Below are 17,536 nucleotides of genomic sequence, written 5' to 3' on the forward strand. Positions count from 1 at the left end.
CGCCATGCTCACATTCCTCAAGGACCTGTCCACCCTGCGCTGGCTGACGGGGCGCGCGCTGGTCATCGGCGTGCCCTATCTGTGGCTGGTGTTCGCCTTCCTGGTGCCGTTCCTGATCGTGGCCCGCATCAGCTTCTCCGAGGCGGACGTCAGCAATCCCTTCGGCACCCTGCTGACCTACGCGGAGGGCGTGGCCACCCTCAAGGTCAAGCTCTCGAACTACCTGTTCATCGCCGGCGACGAGCTGTACGTGATGACCTATCTCAGTTCGCTGAAGTACGCCGCCATCACCACCGTCTGTTGCCTGTTCATCGGCTATCCCTTCGCCTACTTCATGGCGCGCGCCAAGCCCACGCTGCGCCCGGTGCTGATGATGATGGTGATGCTGCCGTTCTGGACCTCCTTCCTGCTGCGCATCTACGCCTGGAAGGGCATCCTGGCCAACCAGGGCATCCTGAACGGCTTCCTCATGTCGCTGGGCTTCATCGATCAGCCCATGCACCTGATGAACACCCCGTTCTCGCTGGTGATCGGCATGGTGTACGCCTACCTGCCGTTCATGATATTGCCGCTGTACGCCAACCTGGTGAAGATGGACGTGCGCTTCCTGGAGGCGGCGGCCGACCTGGGCGCGACGCCGATGCAGGTGTTCTGGCGCATCACGGTGCCGCTGTCGAGGTCCGGCATCATCGCCGGCGCCATGCTGGTGTTCATTCCGGCCGTGGGCGAGTACGTGATCCCCGAGCTGCTGGGCGGTCCCGAGACGCTCATGATAGGCAAGGTCCTGTGGGACGAATTCTTTACCAACAACGACTGGCCGATGGCGTCCTCCGTCACGGTCGTGGTCATACTCCTGATCCTGGTGCCGATGGCGATCCTGAACAAATACCAGTCCGAGCAACAAGAAGGGGGGCGCAAATGAAGGGCTCCCTCCTGCAGCGCTGGTTCGGGCGCGGCTGGCTGTCGGCCGGCTACGCCTTCCTCTACATGCCCATCGTGGTGCTGGTGGTGTTCTCCTTCAACAGCTCGCGCCAGGACATGGTGTGGAGCGGCTTCTCCACCCGCTGGTACGCCGAACTGCTGAACGACACGGAGATCGTCAACGGCTTCGTCCTGTCGCTGAAGATCGCCGTGCTGACGGCCTGCTCGTCGGTCATCCTCGGCACCTTCGCCGCCTTCGTGCTGGACCGCTACCGCCGCTTCGCCGGCCGCACCCTGTTCGCCGGCATGGCCAGCGCGCCGCTGGTGATGCCGGAGGTGATCATCGGCCTGTCGCTGCTGTTGATGCTGGTGTCGGTGCAGAAGGTGTTCGGCTTCCCCGAGCGCGGCATGCTGACGATGTGGATAGGCCACACCCTGCTGGGCATGGCCTACGCCACGGTGGTGGTGCAATCGCGGCTGCGCGAGATGAACCGCTCGCTGGAGGAGGCGGCCATGGACCTGGGCTGCAGGCCGCACCAGGTGTTCTTCCTGGTCACGCTGCCCAACATCACGCAGGCGCTGGCCTCGGCCTGGCTGCTGACGTTCACCCTGTCGCTGGACGACGTGGTGCTGTCGGCCTTCCTGTCCGGCCCAGGCTCGTCGACCATGCCGATCGTGATCTTCTCGCGCGCCAGGCTGGGGCTGGACCCGCGCGTGAACGCGGTGGCGACGCTCACCATCCTGGTCGTGTCGATGGGCGTGATCGCGTCCAGCCTGTACATGGCGCGCGCCGAGCGGCGCCGCCGGCAGCAGATTTCCGCCGCCCACAAAAACGACGCGGAGTAAAAGGCCCGGTCGCTCCCGCGCAGGCGGGAGCCCAAGTTCGCAACCGCCGCGGCACCGGCTTAAATCCCGCCCATGCAGATGTACTTGATGACCAGGTAGTCGTCCATCCCGTACTTCGACCCCTCGCGCCCCAGGCCGGACTGCTTCACGCCGCCGAAGGGCGCGATCTCGTTCGAGATCAGCCCCGTGTTCACCCCCACCATGCCCGACTCCAGCCCCTCGGCCACGCGCCAGATGCGGCCGATGTCGCGCGAATAGAAGTAGCTGGCCAGGCCGAACTCGGTGTCGTTGGCCAGCGCCAGCACCTCCTCGTCGTCCTTGAAACGGAACAGCGGCGCCAGCGGACCGAAGGTCTCCTCGCCGGCCACCAGCATGTCCGACGTCACGTCGGCCAGCACGGTGGGCTGGAAGAAGCTTTGTCCCAGCGGGTGGCGCTGGCCGCCGGCCAGCAGGCGCGCGCCCTTGGACAGCGCGTCGGCGATGTGCTGCTCCACCTTGGCCACCGCCTTCTCCTCGATCAGCGGGCCCTGCGTCACGCCCGGCTCCATGCCGTCGCCCACCTTCAATTTGGCCACGGCGGCCACCAGCTTGGCGGCGAAGGCGTCGTACACGCCGTCCTGCACGTAGATGCGGTTGGCGCACACGCAGGTCTGGCCGGCGTTGCGGTACTTGGACGCCATCGCGCCCTCGACCGCCGCGTCCAGGTCGGCGTCGTCGAACACGATGAAGGGCGCGTTGCCGCCCAGTTCCAGCGACAGCTTCTTGATGGTGGACGCGCACTGTTCCATCAGCAGCTTGCCGACCCCGGTGGAGCCGGTGAAACTGAGCTTGCGCACCGTGGGGTTGGAGGTCAGCTCGCCGCCGATGGCGCGCGAATGGCCGGTGACCACGCTGAACACGCCGGCCGGCACGCCCGCGCGTTCGGCCAGTGCGGCCAGCGCCAGCGCGGAGAACGGGGTCAGCTCGGCGGGCTTCAGCACCATGGGACAGCCGGCCGCCAGCGCGGGCCCGGCCTTGCGGGTGATCATGGCCGAGGGGAAGTTCCACGGCGTGATGGCCGCGCACACGCCGATCGGCTCCCTGGTGACGACGATGCGGCGGTCCGGCCACGGCGAGGGCAGGGTGTCGCCCGCCACGCGCTTGGCCTCCTCGGCGAACCACTCGATGAAGGAGGCCGCGTAGACGATCTCGCCTTTGGCTTCCGTCAGCGGCTTGCCCTGTTCGGCCGTCATCAGCCGCGCCAGGTCGTCGGCGTTTTCCAGCATCAGGTCGTTCCACTTGCGCAGGATGGCCGAACGCTCCTTGGCGGTCTTCTTGCGCCACGCCGGCCAGGCCACGTTGGCCGCCTCGATGGCGCGGCGGGTCTCGGCCGCGCCCATTTGCGGCACCGTGCCGATGGCCTGGCCGGTGGCGGGATTGGTGACGGTGATGGTGTCGCCATCGTCCGCATCGCGCCACTCGCCGTTGATGTAGCATTGCTGCCGCAGCAGCGTCGGGTCTTTCAGGTTCAGCATGGGAGTCTCCTCGCGAATTCGTCGAATGAATTCTACCGCCACCATGGCGCCGGGGCGGGTTCGGCTCGGACTGGGGCCATCGGCGGGCCGAAAATTCAATAAGGATGGAACCAATGGCTTCAGCGCCGCACGCCGGACTGGATCACGGACGCCAGCAGCTTGCCGTAGTAGGCGATCTTTTCGGGCGTCACATAGGCGTAGCCCACCAGCAGCCCGCGCCGCACGGGCGGCGCCAGGTAGTAGCTGGACAGCGGATAGACCGACAACCCCGCCTCCCTGGCCAGCGCCTGCAGCGCCACGTCGTCCGCCCAGTCGGGCAGCTCCACCACCAGGTGCAGGCCGGACTCCTCGCTGGAAATGGCCACCAGCTGCGCCGCCTTGGCGCCCAGGTGCTGGGCCAGCGTGCGGCGCAGCGTCTCGCGCCGTGCGCCGTAGATCTGGCGGATCTTGCGCACGTGCGTGGTGAAGTGGCCCAGCGCCATGAAGTCGGCCAGCGCGGCCTGCACCATCAGCTGTCCCGGGCGCTGCAAGTCGTACAGCGCGCTCTTGAACGGCTCCACCAGTTCCCGCGGCGCCACCATGTAGCCCACCTTGATGCCGGGATAGAGCACCTTGGAGAAGGTGCCCATGTAGACCACGCGGTTGTCGTGATCCAGCCCCTGCAGCGCCGCCAGCGGGCGGCCGGTGTAGCGGAATTCGCTGTCGTAGTCGTCCTCCAGTATCCACGCGTTCTTGCGCACCGCCACGTCCAGCAGCGCGCGCCGGCGCGACAGGCTCATGACCGCGCCGGTGGGGTACTGGTGCGAGGGCGTCACGTAGACCAGGCGCGGCCTGGTGGCCAGGTCCTCGGGCTCCAGCGCCATGCCGTCCGCGTCCACGGTGACGGGGTGCAGCTTCAGCCCGCGCGCCTGGAACACGCGGCGCGCGCCCCAGTAGCAGGGGTCCTCCACCCAGGCTGTGTCGCCCGCGTCGGCCAGCAGCTGCGCGCACAGGTCCAGCGACTGCTGGGTGCCGGAGGTGATCATCACCTGTTCCACCGACACCTTCACGGAGCGCGACAGGCGCAGGTATTCGGTGATGGCCTGGCGCAGCGGCAGGTAGCCGCCGCACTGGCCATAGTCCAGCAGGTCGGCGCGCGCCTCGCGCCACACGCGGTTCTGCAGGCGCTGCCACTGCTTGAAGGGAAAGGATGAAAAGTCCGCGTCGCCCGGCGCGAAGGGTTGGATCTCGTAGCGCGCGCCGGCGGCGTAGCGCGTCAGTTCCTCGCCGCGGCGGGACAAGGGTGGCGCCGGAGCAACAGTCGGCATGGTATGTTGTTGTCCTGTCACGTCCTTGCCGCCGCTGCGCATGCCGCGCGCCAGTTCGCGCAAATCCGCCACGTAGGTGCCACTGCCGAGCACACTGTTGACATAGCCCTCGGCCGCCAGCTGCCCGAAGGCGGCGATCACGGTGTTGCGCGCGATGCCCAGGTCGGACGCCAGGTCGCGGGTCGAAGGCAGCTTGTTGCCGGCGCCGAGGCGGTTCTGGTGGATCGCCACCTTCGCCGCCTCGTACAGGCGGCGCTGCTGGGGCAGGCGGGGATGGAAGTCGGCCTGCGCCAGGGTGGCGGCCAGCAAATCGGAGGCGGGAGACATGACGGTGACCCCTTAAAGTGGTTCCATCTATTGCTGATAAGTGGAGCTCGTAATAATACCAAATTGGGCCTATGATGAAATCGGGTTCACTAATTGGCAATGCTGAATAGACTATGCGCCTTCCCATCGTCCTGGTACCAGCCTGCAGCCACAAGATCGGTTCGCACCCCTATTACGCCGCGCAAAACAAGTACGTGGACGCGGTGCCGACCGGTGCCGGCTGCATGCCGCTGATCGTTCCGCCGCTGGGCCGGGCGGCCGACCTGGACGCCCTGCTCGCGGTGGCCGACGGCGTCATGCTGACCGGCGCGCCCTCCAATGTGCACGCCAGCCTGTACGGCCAGGAACTGCGCGACCCGTCGCTGCCGCTCGATCCGGCGCGGGACGCCACCACGCTGCCGCTGGTCCGCGCGGCGCTGGAGCGCGGCGTGCCGCTGCTGGCCATCTGCCGCGGTTTCCAGGAAGTGAACGTGGCGCTGGGCGGCACGCTGCACCAGGCCGTGCACGAGGTGGACGGCATGGCCGACCACCGCGAAAACAAGGATCACGACCTGGAACGGCAGTACGCCCCGGCCCATCGCGTGACGCTGGAGGAGGGCGGCGTGATGGCCCGCATCCTCGGCGGCGCGCGCCATATCGACGTGAACTCCCTGCACGGCCAGGGTATCGACCGCCTCGCTCCCGGCCTGGCGGTCGAGGCGCGCGCCGACGACGGCCTGGTGGAGGCCTACTCCCTGGCCGGCGCGCCGTCCTTCCTGCTCGCGGTGCAATGGCACCCCGAGTGGCGCATCGCCGACAACCCCGTTTCCATGCAACTGTTCCATGCGTTCGGAGAGGCCTGCCGCGCGCATCGCGACCGGATCCCCTAGCGCCGCCGCATCGCTCCCCATCCGCTCCGGCAATACAGAAAACAACCAAGAGAGAAAAGCCATGGCTATACGCGAAAACTTCAGCTACACCGACATGGACCTGTGGCTGAACGAGAAACGGGTCACCGAAATCGAATGCCTGGTGCCGGACTTGACGGGCGTCGCCCGCGGCAAGATCCTCCCGCGCGGCAAATTCACCCAGGAGCGCGGCATGCGCATCCCGGAGGCCGTGCTGGGCATGACCGTGACCGGCAACTACCCGACCGAGGACGACGCCTACGACCGCGCCATCTCCGCCACCGACCGCGACATGATCCTCAAGGCCGACCCCACCACCATCACCATGGTGCCCTGGGCCACAGACCCCACCGCGCAGGTGATCCACGACTGCTATTTCTCCGACGGCAAACTGGTGGACTTCGCGCCCCGCACCGTGCTGCGCCGCGTGCTCAAGATGTACGCCGACAAGGGCTGGAAGCCGGTGGTGGCGCCGGAGCTGGAGTTCTACCTGACCGACAAGAACGTCGACCCGGACCTGCCCCTGCGCCCGCCCATCGGCCGCAGCGGCCGCGCCGAGACCAGCCGCCAGATCTACAGCATCGACGCCGTCAACGAGTTCGACCCGCTGTTCGAGGACATCTACGACTATTGCGAACTGATGGGCCTGGACGTGGACACCCTGATCCACGAGATCGGCGCCGGCCAGATGGAGATCAACTTCCTGCACGGCGACCCGCTCGGGTTGGCCGACAAGGTGTTCTTCTTCAAGCGCACCCTGCGCGAGGCGGCGCTGAAACACAATATGTACGCCACCTTCATGGCCAAGCCCATGGCCGGCGAGCCGGGATCGGCCATGCACGTGCACCAGAGCGTGGTGGACAGCAAGACGGGCTGGAACATCTTCAGCAACGAGGACGGTTCGCCCTCCACGCTGTTCAAGCACTACATCGGCGGCCTGCAGCGCTACATGCCGTCCGCGATGGCCATCGTCGCGCCCTACGTGAACTCCTACCGCCGCCTGGTGCGCCACACGGCCGCCCCGATCAACATCCAGTGGGGCATGGACAACCGCACCGTGGGCTTCCGCGTGCCGGAGTCCGGCGTGCAGGACCGCCGCGTGGAGAACCGCATCATCGGCGCGGACGCCAACCCCTACCTGGCGCTGGCCGTCACGCTGGCCTGCGGCTATCTCGGCATGACGGAGCAGCGGGAGCCGACCGCCGCCATGTCCGGCAGCGCCTACGACATGAAGGTGGAGCTGCCGCAAGGCCTGCCCGAGGCGCTGGCCGCGCTGCGCCGCGAGGACAAGCTGCGCGAAGTGCTGGGCGAGCGCTTCATCGACGTGTACGCCGCCATCAAGGACGTGGAACACCAGGAATTCATGACCGTCATCAGTCCCTGGGAGCGCGAGCACCTGCTGCTGCACGTGTAAGCCCGCGGCGGCACACCCGACGACCTCATTCAGCGAAAGGAATCGCCATGTCAACCAACCCGAACGCGCCCGGCACCGTGCTGGCCGCGCCCGCGCGCGCGGCGGCCCGCGCGGAGAAGTTCGACACCGCAGCCATCCAGCGACAGGACACGGCGCACTATATGCACCCCTTCACCGACCACCAGGCGCTGGGCGGCAAGGGCGTGCGCGTGATGGTGCGCGGCGAGGGCATCTACCTGTGGGACTCGGAAGGCAACAAGGTCCTGGACGGCATGTCCGGCCTGTGGTGCGTGAACGTGGGCTACGGCCGCACCAGCATCTCGCAGGCCGTGTACAAGCAGATGGAGACGCTGCCCTTCTATAACAGCTTCTTCAACACCACCAACCTGCCGGCCGTGCAGCTGGCCGCCAAGCTGGCCGAGATCTCGCCGCCGCGGTTCCAGCACGTGTTCTTCACCGGCTCCGGCTCGGAGGGCAACGACACCAACGTGCGCATGGTGCGCCGCTACTGGGACCTGCTGGGCCAGCCGGCGCGCAAGGTCATCATCAGCCGCCACAACGCCTACCACGGCAGCACCATGGCCGGCGCCTCGCTGGGCGGCATGGACGGCATGCACGCCCAGGGCGGCCTGCCGATCCCGGACATCGTCCACATCGGCCAGCCCAGCTACCTGGAGTCCGGGCGCGGCATGACGCCCGACGAATTCGGCGTCGCCGCCGCCGGCTGGCTGGAACAGAAGATCCTGGAAGTGGGCGCCGACAAGGTGGCCGCCTTCATCGGCGAGCCGGTGCAGGGTGCCGGCGGCGTGATCATCCCGCCGGCCACCTACTGGCCGGAAATCCAGCGCATCTGCGACAAGTACGGCATCCTGCTGATCGCCGACGAGGTGATCTGCGGCTTCGGCCGCACCGGCCGCTGGTTCGCCTCCGAGCTGTTCGGCATGCGTCCCGACCTGATCACTTTCGCCAAGGGTGTGACCTCGGGCTACGTGCCGCTGGGCGGCGTGCTGGTGGGGGACCGCGTGGCCAGGGTGCTGATCGAACAGGGCGGCGAGTTCAATCACGGCTTCACGTATTCCGGCCACCCGGTGGCCTGCGCCGCCGCGCTGGAGAACATCCGCATCATCGAAAGCGAAGGCCTGGTGGACCGGGTGGCGAACGATACCGGCCCCTATCTGGAGCGGCGCTTCGCCGAGCTGGCCGACCACCCGCTGGTGGGCTACGCCGACAGCTGCGGCTTCGTCGCGGGGCTCAACCTGGTGAAGGCCAAGGCCGCCGCGGTGCACGACCACGAACTGTTCGATCCGGCGCTGGAAGTGGGCATGGTGTGCCGCGGCCACATGTTCGGCAATGGCATGATCATGCGCGCCGTGGGCGATCGCATGATCATCGCGCCGCCGCTGGTGATGACGCGCGCGCAAATCGACGAGATGGTGGCGTTGATCCGCCACTGCCTGGACCTTACCCACGCCGACATCAAGCGGCGTGGCTGGGTCGGCAACTGACACGGGAGGCGATATGACTGGCAAGGACAACATCAACTGGCACGAGCGCGCCGCGGCGCTGGCCATCGACGGCCGCGCGTTCATCGACGGCCAGCGCGTGTGGGCGCGCGCCGAACGGCGCTTCGACAACCACTCGCCCATCGACGGGCGCAAGCTGGGCGAGGTGGCGCGCTGCGACGGCGCCGACGTGGACCTGGCGGTGGCCGCCGCGCGCGCCGCCTTCGAGGATGGCCGCTGGAGCGCGAAGGCGCCCGCGCAGCGCAAGCGGACCATGATCAGGTTCGCCGACCTGGTGCAGCAGAACGGCGCCGAACTGGCGCTGCTCGAAACGCTGGACATGGGCAAGCCGATCAAATACAGCCAGAGCGTGGACGTGAACTCGGCCGCCAACTGCCTGCGCTGGTACGGCGAGGCGATCGACAAGATCTACGACGAGATCGCGCCCACCGCCGCCAACAGCCTGGCGCTGATCACGCGCGAGCCGGTGGGCGTGGTGGCCGCCATCGTGCCGTGGAACTACCCGATGATCATGGCCGCGTGGAAGATCGCGCCGGCGCTGGCCGCCGGCAACAGCGTGGTGCTGAAGCCGTCCGAGAAATCGCCGCTGACGGCGCTGCGCCTGGCCGAGCTGGCGCTGGAGGCGGGCATCCCGCCCGGCGTGTTCAGCGTGCTGCCCGGCTACGGCGACGAGGCCGGCGCCGCGCTGGCGCTGCACATGGACGTGGACTGCATCGGCTTCACCGGCTCCACCCGGGTCGGCAAACAGATCATGCAGATGGCGGGCCAGTCCAACCTGAAACGCGCATGGACCGAGCTGGGCGGCAAGTCGGCCAACATCGTCTGCGCCGACTGCCCGGACCTGGACGCGGCCGTGGAGGCTGCGGTGGGCTCCATCTACTTCAACCAGGGCGAGAGCTGCAACGCGCCCTCGCGCCTGTTCGTGGAGGCGTCCATCAAGGACCGCTTCCTGGAGAAGGCGCTGGCCATGGTGCCGTCCTTCCAGCCGGGCGATCCGCTGGACGAGGCCACAGTGATGGGCGCCATCGTCGACAACACGCAGCTGGGCAGCGTGATGGGCTATATCGAGTCCGGCAAGTCGGAGGGGGCGAAGCTGCTGGCCGGCGGCAATCGGGCGCGCGGCGGCAGCGGCGGCTACTACGTGGAGCCGACGCTGTTCGACGGCGTGGACAGCGGCATGCGCATCGCCCGCGAGGAGATCTTCGGTCCGGTGCTGTCGGTGCTCGCCTTCACGGACGTGGCGGACGCGGTGCGCCAGGCCAACGCCACGCCCTACGGCCTGCAGGCGGCCGTGTGGACGGCGGACATGGGCAAGGCGATCCGCACCGCCCGCGCGCTGCGCGCCGGCACCGTGCACGTGAACCAGTACGACGGCGACGACATCACCGTGCCGTTCGGCGGCTACAAGCAGTCCGGCAACGGCCGCGACAAGTCCTTGCACGCCTTCGACAAGTACACTGAGCTGAAAACCACCTGGATACAGGTCTGACATGACCCAAGCCATGCGCGACTTCCTGCGGGACCGCAATATCCACGAGGTGGAGTGCGTGATCGCGGACATGACCGGCATCGCCCGCGGCAAGATCCTGCCCAAGGACCTGTTCCTCAGCGAGGGCCAGATGCGGCTGCCGAAAAGCGTGCTGCTGAACACCGTCAACGGCGAGCAGCCCAACAACACGCCCTACGTGGGCGCGACCGATCCGGACATGATCTGCGTGCCGGACCCGGCCACCTTGCGCCAGGTGCCGTGGGCGGCCGAATCGGTGGCGCTGGTGATCCACGATTGCCAGGACTTCGACGGCCAGCCGGTCGGCCTGTCGCCGCGCGCCGTGCTGCGCAAGGTGCTGGCGCTGTATGAACAGCGCGGCTGGCGGCCGGTGGTGGCGCCGGAGATGGAGTTCTACCTGGTGGCGCGCAGCAGCAACCCGCACGAGCCGCTGGTGCCGCCGCTGGGCCGCAGCGGCAAGACCGAGTCCGGCCGCCAGTCCTATTCGATCGACGCGGTCAACGACTTCGACCCCTTCTTCCTGGAGCTGTCCACCTTCTGCAAGCTGCACGAGTTGGGCGTGGAAACGCTGATCCACGAGGCGGGCGCGGGCCAGATGGAAATCAACTTCTCGCACGGTGACGCGCTGGAGCTGGCGGACCGCGTGTTCCTGTTCAAGCGCGCCGTGCGCGAGACGGCGCTGCGGCACGGCATCTTCGCCACCTTCATGGCCAAGCCCATGGAAACGGAGCCGGGCAGCGCCATGCATATCCACCAGAGCGTGCTGGACGCGGCGAGCGGCGGCAACATCTTCAGCAAGCCGGACGGCGGCGCCAGCGAACTGTTTTTCGGCTATATCGCCGGGCTGGAAAAGTACGCGCCGTCCGCCACGCTGCTGTTCGCGCCGCACGTCAATTCCTACCGGCGGCTGTCGCGCTTCATGTCGGCGCCCACCAATGTGCGCTGGGGCTACGACAACCGCACCTGCGGCATCCGCATCCCCAATTCCAGCCCGGCCAACCGGCGCGTGGAGAACCGCGTGCCGGGCGTGGACGTCAATCCCTACCTCGCCATGGCCGCCACGCTGGCCTGCGGCTACCTGGGCATGACGGGGGGCTTGAAGGCGTCCCAGCCCACCGCCGGCAGCGCCGAGCAGGTGCACGACGAACTGCCGCGCAACCTGGAGGACGCCATCACCCGCCTGCGCGACTGCGAGCCCTTGAGCGAGATACTGGGGCCGCTGTTCGTGCGGGCCTTCTGCGAGGTGAAGGAACTGGAATTCGCCACCTACAGCCGGGTGATCAGTTCCTGGGAACGCGAGCACCTGATGCTGCTGGTGTAGGAGGGCGCGATGCGACACGGTATCGACTGGAACAAGGCGCAAGCGCTGGTGGCGGCGGAGCGCGCCGCCTTCACCGCCAACAACCCGCGCTCCCAGGCCTTGGCCGCCGGCGCGGCGGAGCACTTGCTGTTCGGAGTCCCCATGCACTGGATGCGCGACTGGTCCACGCCGTTCCCGCTGACGGTGGCCGAGGCCTCCGGCGCGCGCTTCCGCGACGCCGACGGCCATGAATACCTGGATTTCTGCCTGGGCGACACCGGCGCCATGTTCGGCCATTCGCCCGCGCCGGTGGCGCGCGCCGTGGCCGCGCAGGCCGCGCGCGGCTACACCGCCATGCTGCCCTCCGAGGACGCCGCGCGCGTGGGCGCGTTGCTGGCCCGGCGCTTCGGCATGCCGCGCTGGCAGTTCGCGCTGTCCGCGTCCGACGCCAACCGCTTCGTGCTGCGCTGGCTGCGCGCGGCGACGGGACGCGGCAAGATCCTGGTCTTCAACGGCTGCTATCACGGCACCGTGGACGACGTGTTCGTCGACCTCGAGGGCGGCGCGCCGGTCCAGCGCGCCAGCCTGCTGGGCCAGGTGCACGACCTGACCGCGCACACGGTGGTGGTGGAATTCAACGACCTGGCCGCGCTGGACGCGGCGCTGGCGGCGGGTGACGTGGCCTGCGTGCTGGCCGAGCCGGTGATGACCAACATCGGCATGGTGCTGCCGCAAGCCGGCTACTGGGAAGCCGCACAGCGCATCATGCGCAAGCACGGCGCCTTGCTGGTGCTGGACGAGACCCACACCATCAGCAGTGGCCCGGGTGGTTATGCGCGCGCCCACGGCCTGGAGCCGGACGCGCTGGTGGTCGGCAAGCCGATAGGCGGCGGCCTGCCTTGCGCCGCCTACGGCTTCACCGAGGAACTGGCGGGCCGCGTCGAGCGCGCCAAGCGGGACGCGCCGCCGGGCCATTCCGGCGTCGGCACCACGCTGACGGCGAACATGTTCACGCTGGCGGCGATGCGGGCCAACCTGGAGGAGGTGATGACGGATGCCGCCTACGCGCGGATGTTCGCGCTGGCCGCGCTGCTGGCCGACGGCCTGCGCGGCGTGATCGCCAGCCTTGGCCTGCCATGGTGCGTGACACAGGTGGGGGCGCGCACCGAATTCCAGTTCGCGCCGCGGCCGCCGCTCAACGGCAGCGAGGCCGGAGCGGCGCTGGACGGCGAGCTGGAACAGGTGATCCACCTGTACCTGCTGAACCGTGGATTGCTGATCACGCCCTTCCACAACATGCTGCTGGTGTGTCCGGACACGGCGGAAGAGGATATCGCGCGCCTGCTGGCCGCCTTCGACGGCTGCGCGCGGGCGCTGCGTTGCCCCCGCGTTTTTAGAAGCAGTGCTCCACCGCCGGGAAGCTGCCGTCCTTGACCGCGCCCACGTAGGCGCTGACGGCGGCCCCTATGCTGGTCCGCCCCTCCATGAAGTTCTTCACGAAGCGCGCCTTGCGGCCCGGGAAGACGCCCAGCGCGTCGTGCATCACCAGCACCTGGCCGGAGCAGTCGGGACCCGCGCCGATGCCGATGGTCGGTATCGCCAGCAGCTCCGTCACTTCCTTGCCCAGCTGGGAGGGGATCGCCTCCAGCACCAGCAGCGAGGCGCCGGCCGCCTGCAGCTTGAGCGCGTCGGATTTCAGCAGCTCGGCGCTCTCGGTGGTCTTGCCCTGCACCTTGTAGCCGCCCAGCTGGTGCACCGACTGCGGCGTCAGGCCCAGGTGGGCGCAGACGGGAATCGAGCGCTCGGTCAGGAAGCGCACGGTGTCCACCAGCCAGGCGCCGCCCTCGATCTTGATCATGTGCGCGCCGGCCTGCATCAGCTTGACCGCGTTGTCGAACGCCGCCTCCTTGGTGGCGTAGGTCCCGAACGGCATGTCGGCCAGCACCAGCGCCGACTTGTTGCCGCGCGCGACCGCGCGCGTGTGGTAGGCCACCTCGTCCAGCGTGACCGGCAGCGTGGAGTCCAGGCCGTTGCAGACCATGCCCAGCGAATCGCCGATCAGCAGCACTTCCACGCCGCAGCCGTCCATCAGGGAGGCGAAGCTGGCGTCGTAGCAGGTCAGCATGGCGATCTTGTCGCCGGCCGCGCGGCGCGCGTTCAGCGCGGGGATGGTCACGGCCTTGTTCGCTACCGGTTTTGCCGGCGCGGCGGCACTGGCTGCGGCCGGGGCGGGGTTGGCGCCGGCCATTTCGTTTCCTTGCAAGTAACCAGACATGGTAATCCTCAGTGAGTTTGATGCCACGGGCGTCAGTGTAATCCGGCACGGGCGGCCACGTATTTTACCCGCGAAAAATAAAGTTGGATTGAACACTCATTCCAAAGCGGGAACGCGCGGCTGGTCAGCTGCGGAAAATGAAGTACACCGCCCCCACCAGGCACAGCCCGGCCCAGACGTAATCGAGTTTGAAGGGCTGGTTCATGTAGAACATGGCGAAGGGCACGAACACCGTGAGGGTGATGGCTTCCTGCATGATCTTCAGCTGCGCCAGGCTGTACTGGCTGTAGCCGATGCGGTTGGCCGGCACCTGCAGCAGGTACTCGAACAGCGCGATGCCCCAGCTGATCACCGCCGCAACGTACCAGGCCTTGCTGTTCAGGCTTTTCAGGTGCCCGTACCAGGCGATGGTCATGAACACGTTGGACAGGACCAGCAGGCCGACGGTTTGGACGATGACGGGAATGTTCATAGCCGGCTGATGGCTTGGTCCGCGACGGCGGATTCGAAGCAGCGCGCCGGGAGGCGGCCGGGGATCATGATGGCGGGGGCCAGTTCCAGCAGCGGGATCAGCACGAAGGCGCGCTCGCACATGCGCGGATGCGGCACCGTCAGCGTCGGGCCGGCGATTTGCCGCTGGCCGTACAGCAGCAGGTCCAGGTCCAGCGTGCGGGGCGCGTTGCGGTAGGGCCGCTCGCGGCCGTGCGCCTGTTCGATGCCCTGCAGCGCCCGCAGCAGGCTCTCCGCGTCCAGCGTGGTGTCCAGGCTGGCGACGGCGTTGATGTAGTCGTCGCCGCCGGAGTCGATCGGCGCGGTGCGGTACAGGCCGGACACGCCGGTCACCGCGCAGCCGTCCAGCCGGCGCAGGCGCTCGACCGCGTCCAGCACGTTGCCGCGCGCGTCGCCGAGGTTGGCGCCGATGCCGACGTAGGCGGTCACGCCGCTCATTCGCGGTCCGAACCGCCGCCGGCCGTGGCCGGCGCGCCCTCGTGGCCCTCGCCCTGGCCGTCGCCCTTGTTGCGGCCGCCGCGCCGCGGTGGACGCTTGCGCTTGGCGCCGCCGCCGGCGCCGCCGCCGGCCTGGCTGGCGCCCGCGACCAGCTGTTCGCGCTCGGTCTCGTCGCCGTCGTAGAAGGCGGTCCACCATTCGCCCAGCTCGGCGTCGATCTCGCCGGACTCGCAGCGCAGCAGCAGGAAGTCGTAGCCGGCGCGGAAGCGCGGGTGTTCCAGCAGCTTGTACGGGTTCTTGCCGGTGCGGCGCTCGAAGCGCGGCTGCATGGCCCAGATGTCGCGCATGTCGGAGCCGATCTTGCGCTGCAGCGCCAGTTTCTCGGTCTGCGAGTCGAGCACCTCGTCCGCCGCCAGGTGCAGCGCGGGGATGGGGAACTCGCCGGCGGCGCGGTAGGCGTTCCACTTCTCCAGCACCTGGTGCCACAGCAGGGAGGCGAACAGGAAGCCGGGCGACACCGTCTTGCCGGCGTGGATGCGGCGGTCGGTCGAGTCCAGCGCCAGGGTCACGAACTTCACGCCCAGCGGCTGCTCCAGCACCACGTCCAGCAGCGGCAGCAGGCCGTGGTGCAGGCCCTCCTGGCGCAGCTGGCGCAGGCAGGCCAGCGCCTGGCCGCTCATCAGCAGTTTCAGCATCTCGTCGAACACGCGCGCCGGCGGCACGTTGTCGATCAGCGGCGCCATCACGGTGATCGGCTCGCGCGTGTTGGGCTCGATCTGGAAGCCCAGCTTGGCGGCGAAGCGCGTCACGCGCAGCATGCGCACCGGGTCCTCGCGGTAGCGCGCCTCGGGCACGCCGATGATGCGCAGCGTCCTGGCGCGGATGTCCTCGATGCCGCCGTGGTAGTCCCACACCTCCTCGCTGGCCGGATTGTAGTACATGGCGTTGATGGTGAAGTCGCGCCGCTCGGCGTCCTCGGCCTGGCTGCCGAAGGTGTTGTCTCGCAGCACGCGGCCGTGCTCGTCCTTGGGCGCGTTGTCGGTGGACGGGCCGCGGAAGGTGGTCACCTCCAGCAGGTCCTGGCCGAACATCACGTGCACGATCTGGAAGCGCTTGCCGATGATGAAGGCGCGCCGGAACAGCTTTTTCACCTGCTCGGGCGTGGCGTTGGTGGCGATGTCGAAGTCCTTCGGCTTCACCCCCAGCAGCAGGTCGCGCACGGCGCCGCCCACCACGAAGGCCTGGTAGCCGGCCTCCTGCAGCGTGCTGGTGACGCGCACCGCGTTCGACGACAGCAGTCGCGCGTCGATGCCGTGCTGCTCCGCGCCCAGGATCACCGGTTCGTCGGATTTGCGTCCGTTCTTCTCTTTGACGCCCAGGATTTTACGTATCAATTTCTTAATCATTGAATAATTTTATCGTTGGCCAGCCTTGTGCGGCGGCGTGGCTGGTCAGGGCGGCGTTGGGGTTGGTGGCCACCGGGTGGCTGACGACCGACATCAGCGGGATGTCGTTGTGCGAATCGCTGTAGAAATGCACGGTGTCGAAGTCCTCCAGGCGCTTGCCCAGCCTTTCCAGCCAGGCCTTGGTGTGCGCCACCTTGCCGTGGCCCTGGGTCGGGGTGCCCAGCAGCTTGCCGGTGATGGCGCCGTCCTCGGCCACTTCCGGCATCGCCGCGATCAGGTGCTCCACGCCCAGCGCGGCGGCGATGGGGGCGGTCACGTAATGGTTGGTGGCGGTGACGATGGCCACCAGGTCGCCGGCGTCCAGGTGTTTTTGCAGCAGCGCGCGGGCCGACGGCTTGATGGCCGGGGCGATCACCTCGGCCATGAACTGCGCCTGCAGCTGGTCCAGGCGGGGGCGCGGGAAGGCGGCCAGGGTGCCCAGCGCGAACTCCAGGTAGACCACCGGGTCCAGCGTGCCGGCCTGGTACTGGGCGAAGAATTCGTCGTTGCGGCGGGCGAATTCGGCGGCGTCCACGGCGCCCACGCGGCACAGGAACTGGCCCCATTCGTAGTCGGAGTCCAGTGGCAGCAGGGTGTGGTCGAGGTCAAACAGGGCGAGATTCATCATTCTTTCGCTTCCGCCTGCAGCCACTCGCGCAGCAGCGGCAGGGTAATCGGACGTTGGGTTTCGAGGGAATAGCGGTCGAGCGCATCCAGGATGTCGGACAGGGAACGCATGTCCCGACGGTAATGCGACAGCAAATAGGGTAACACGCCGGGCGACAGCGTCAATCCCCGCGCGGCGGCGGCCGTGGTCAGGGCGGCCACCTTCTCGTCGTCGGTCAGGCTGTGCAGGCGGTAGATCAGGCCCCAGCCCATGCGGGTGCGCAGGTCCTCCCGCACCGGCAGCACGGCCGGCGCGACGGCCCCGCTGCACACCATGAAGGCGTGGTTGGCGCGGATTTCGTTGAACAGGGCGAAGGCGTCGATCTGCGCCACCGGCGACAGCTTTTCGCAGTCGTCCAGCAGGTACAGGTCGATCTCGGGCGCGTAGACGAACTCGGACTCGATCGAGAACGGCGAGATGTAGCGCGCCCGCTCGGTCGCCCCCAGCGCCTTGAGCAGGTGGCTCTTGCCGGCGCCCATGTCGCCCCACAGGTAGGCGAAATGCTCGCGCGAGGTGCGCGCGGCGAAGTGGCGCATCAATTGCGCCACCTCGGCGTTCCGGCCGACCTCGAAGGAGTCCAGGCTGAGCACCGGTTCGGCGCCCAGGTCCAGCACCAGCTGCTTCATGGCGCCCGCCCTGCGGTAGTTAATAGTGT

General features: G+C 68.1%; 16 protein-coding genes. 8 read left to right on the forward strand and 8 right to left on the reverse strand.

Annotated features, from left to right (window positions below):
* Positions 1-4 precede the first annotated feature (4 nt).
* Positions 5-922 carry an ABC transporter permease subunit gene (locus BM436_RS18385; protein ID WP_093556982.1) on the forward strand — a complete coding sequence of 306 codons (918 nt, stop codon included), beginning with the start codon at positions 5-7 and terminating at the stop codon, positions 920-922.
* On the forward strand, positions 919-1,767 hold the full coding sequence (locus BM436_RS18390) for an ABC transporter permease (RefSeq protein ID WP_093556983.1): 849 nt from the start codon (positions 919-921) through the stop codon (positions 1,765-1,767). The genes BM436_RS18385 and BM436_RS18390 overlap by 4 nt, the downstream gene beginning before the upstream one ends.
* A 59-nt stretch (positions 1,768-1,826) precedes the next feature.
* Here the strand turns inward: BM436_RS18390 and gabD are convergent, their stop codons facing one another.
* Both gabD and pdxR read right to left on the reverse strand, forming a co-directional pair.
* A complete protein-coding gene (gabD, locus tag BM436_RS18395; protein WP_093556984.1) occupies positions 1,827-3,281 on the reverse strand; it encodes an NADP-dependent succinate-semialdehyde dehydrogenase in 1,455 nt (484 codons plus the stop codon).
* A 119-nt stretch (positions 3,282-3,400) separates the two neighbouring features.
* A complete protein-coding gene (pdxR, locus tag BM436_RS18400) occupies positions 3,401-4,915 on the reverse strand; it encodes a MocR-like pyridoxine biosynthesis transcription factor PdxR (RefSeq protein ID WP_093556985.1) in 1,515 nt (504 codons plus the stop codon).
* Positions 4,916-5,028: 113 nt separating this feature from the next.
* On the opposite strand from pdxR, the gene BM436_RS18405 reads away from it, so the two are divergent.
* The 6 genes from BM436_RS18405 (at position 5,029) to BM436_RS18430 (ending at position 12,980) form a co-directional block, all read left to right on the forward strand.
* Positions 5,029-5,784, forward strand: coding sequence for a gamma-glutamyl-gamma-aminobutyrate hydrolase family protein (locus tag BM436_RS18405; protein WP_093556986.1), 756 nt, complete (start codon positions 5,029-5,031; stop codon positions 5,782-5,784).
* Positions 5,785-5,845: 61 nt separating this feature from the next.
* The gene (locus BM436_RS18410; protein WP_093556987.1) at positions 5,846-7,216 is read left to right on the forward strand and encodes a glutamine synthetase family protein; all 1,371 of its coding nucleotides are present in this window, start codon (positions 5,846-5,848) and stop codon (positions 7,214-7,216) included.
* Positions 7,217-7,263: 47 nt separating this feature from the next.
* Entirely contained in the window at positions 7,264-8,721 is a 1,458-nt protein-coding gene (locus tag BM436_RS18415) for an aspartate aminotransferase family protein (protein ID WP_093556988.1), read from the forward strand.
* A 13-nt stretch (positions 8,722-8,734) separates the two neighbouring features.
* The gene (locus BM436_RS18420; RefSeq protein WP_093556989.1) at positions 8,735-10,228 is read left to right on the forward strand and encodes an aldehyde dehydrogenase; all 1,494 of its coding nucleotides are present in this window, start codon (positions 8,735-8,737) and stop codon (positions 10,226-10,228) included.
* 1 nt (position 10,229) lies between these two features.
* Complete coding sequence (locus BM436_RS18425) at positions 10,230-11,567, forward strand: glutamine synthetase family protein (protein ID WP_093556990.1); 1,338 nt, start codon at positions 10,230-10,232, stop codon at positions 11,565-11,567.
* A gap of 9 nt (positions 11,568-11,576) precedes the next feature.
* Positions 11,577-12,980, forward strand: a complete 1,404-nt coding sequence (locus tag BM436_RS18430; protein ID WP_093556991.1) for an aspartate aminotransferase family protein — start codon at positions 11,577-11,579, stop codon at positions 12,978-12,980.
* Here the strand turns inward: BM436_RS18430 and panB are convergent.
* The 6 genes from panB to hda form a co-directional block, all read right to left on the reverse strand.
* The gene (panB, locus tag BM436_RS18435; RefSeq protein ID WP_093556992.1) at positions 12,940-13,821 is read right to left on the reverse strand and encodes a 3-methyl-2-oxobutanoate hydroxymethyltransferase; all 882 of its coding nucleotides are present in this window, start codon (positions 13,819-13,821) and stop codon (positions 12,940-12,942) included. The two genes, BM436_RS18430 and panB, sit on opposite strands and share 41 nt — an antisense overlap.
* A 124-nt stretch (positions 13,822-13,945) precedes the next feature.
* A complete protein-coding gene (locus BM436_RS18440; RefSeq protein WP_093556993.1) occupies positions 13,946-14,293 on the reverse strand; it encodes a DMT family protein in 348 nt (115 codons plus the stop codon).
* Entirely contained in the window at positions 14,290-14,769 is a 480-nt protein-coding gene (gene folK, locus BM436_RS18445) for a 2-amino-4-hydroxy-6-hydroxymethyldihydropteridine diphosphokinase (protein WP_093556994.1), read from the reverse strand. The genes BM436_RS18440 and folK overlap by 4 nt, the downstream gene beginning before the upstream one ends.
* Positions 14,766-16,175 (reverse strand): polynucleotide adenylyltransferase PcnB, encoded by a 1,410-nt coding sequence (gene pcnB, locus BM436_RS18450; RefSeq protein ID WP_093556995.1) that lies wholly within the window; start codon positions 16,173-16,175, stop codon positions 14,766-14,768. Before pcnB ends, folK begins: the two co-directional genes overlap by 4 nt.
* A complete protein-coding gene (locus tag BM436_RS18455) occupies positions 16,168-16,839 on the reverse strand; it encodes a histidinol-phosphatase (protein ID WP_093556996.1) in 672 nt (223 codons plus the stop codon). The genes pcnB and BM436_RS18455 overlap by 8 nt, the downstream gene beginning before the upstream one ends.
* Positions 16,839-17,507 (reverse strand): DnaA regulatory inactivator Hda, encoded by a 669-nt coding sequence (gene hda / locus BM436_RS18460; protein WP_093556997.1) that lies wholly within the window; start codon positions 17,505-17,507, stop codon positions 16,839-16,841. Before hda ends, BM436_RS18455 begins: the two co-directional genes overlap by 1 nt.
* Positions 17,508-17,536: the final 29 nt, after the last annotated feature.

The organism is Pseudoduganella namucuonensis (genome assembly GCF_900116645.1).
GTDB classification, from domain to species: domain Bacteria; phylum Pseudomonadota; class Gammaproteobacteria; order Burkholderiales; family Burkholderiaceae_D; genus Rugamonas; species Rugamonas namucuonensis.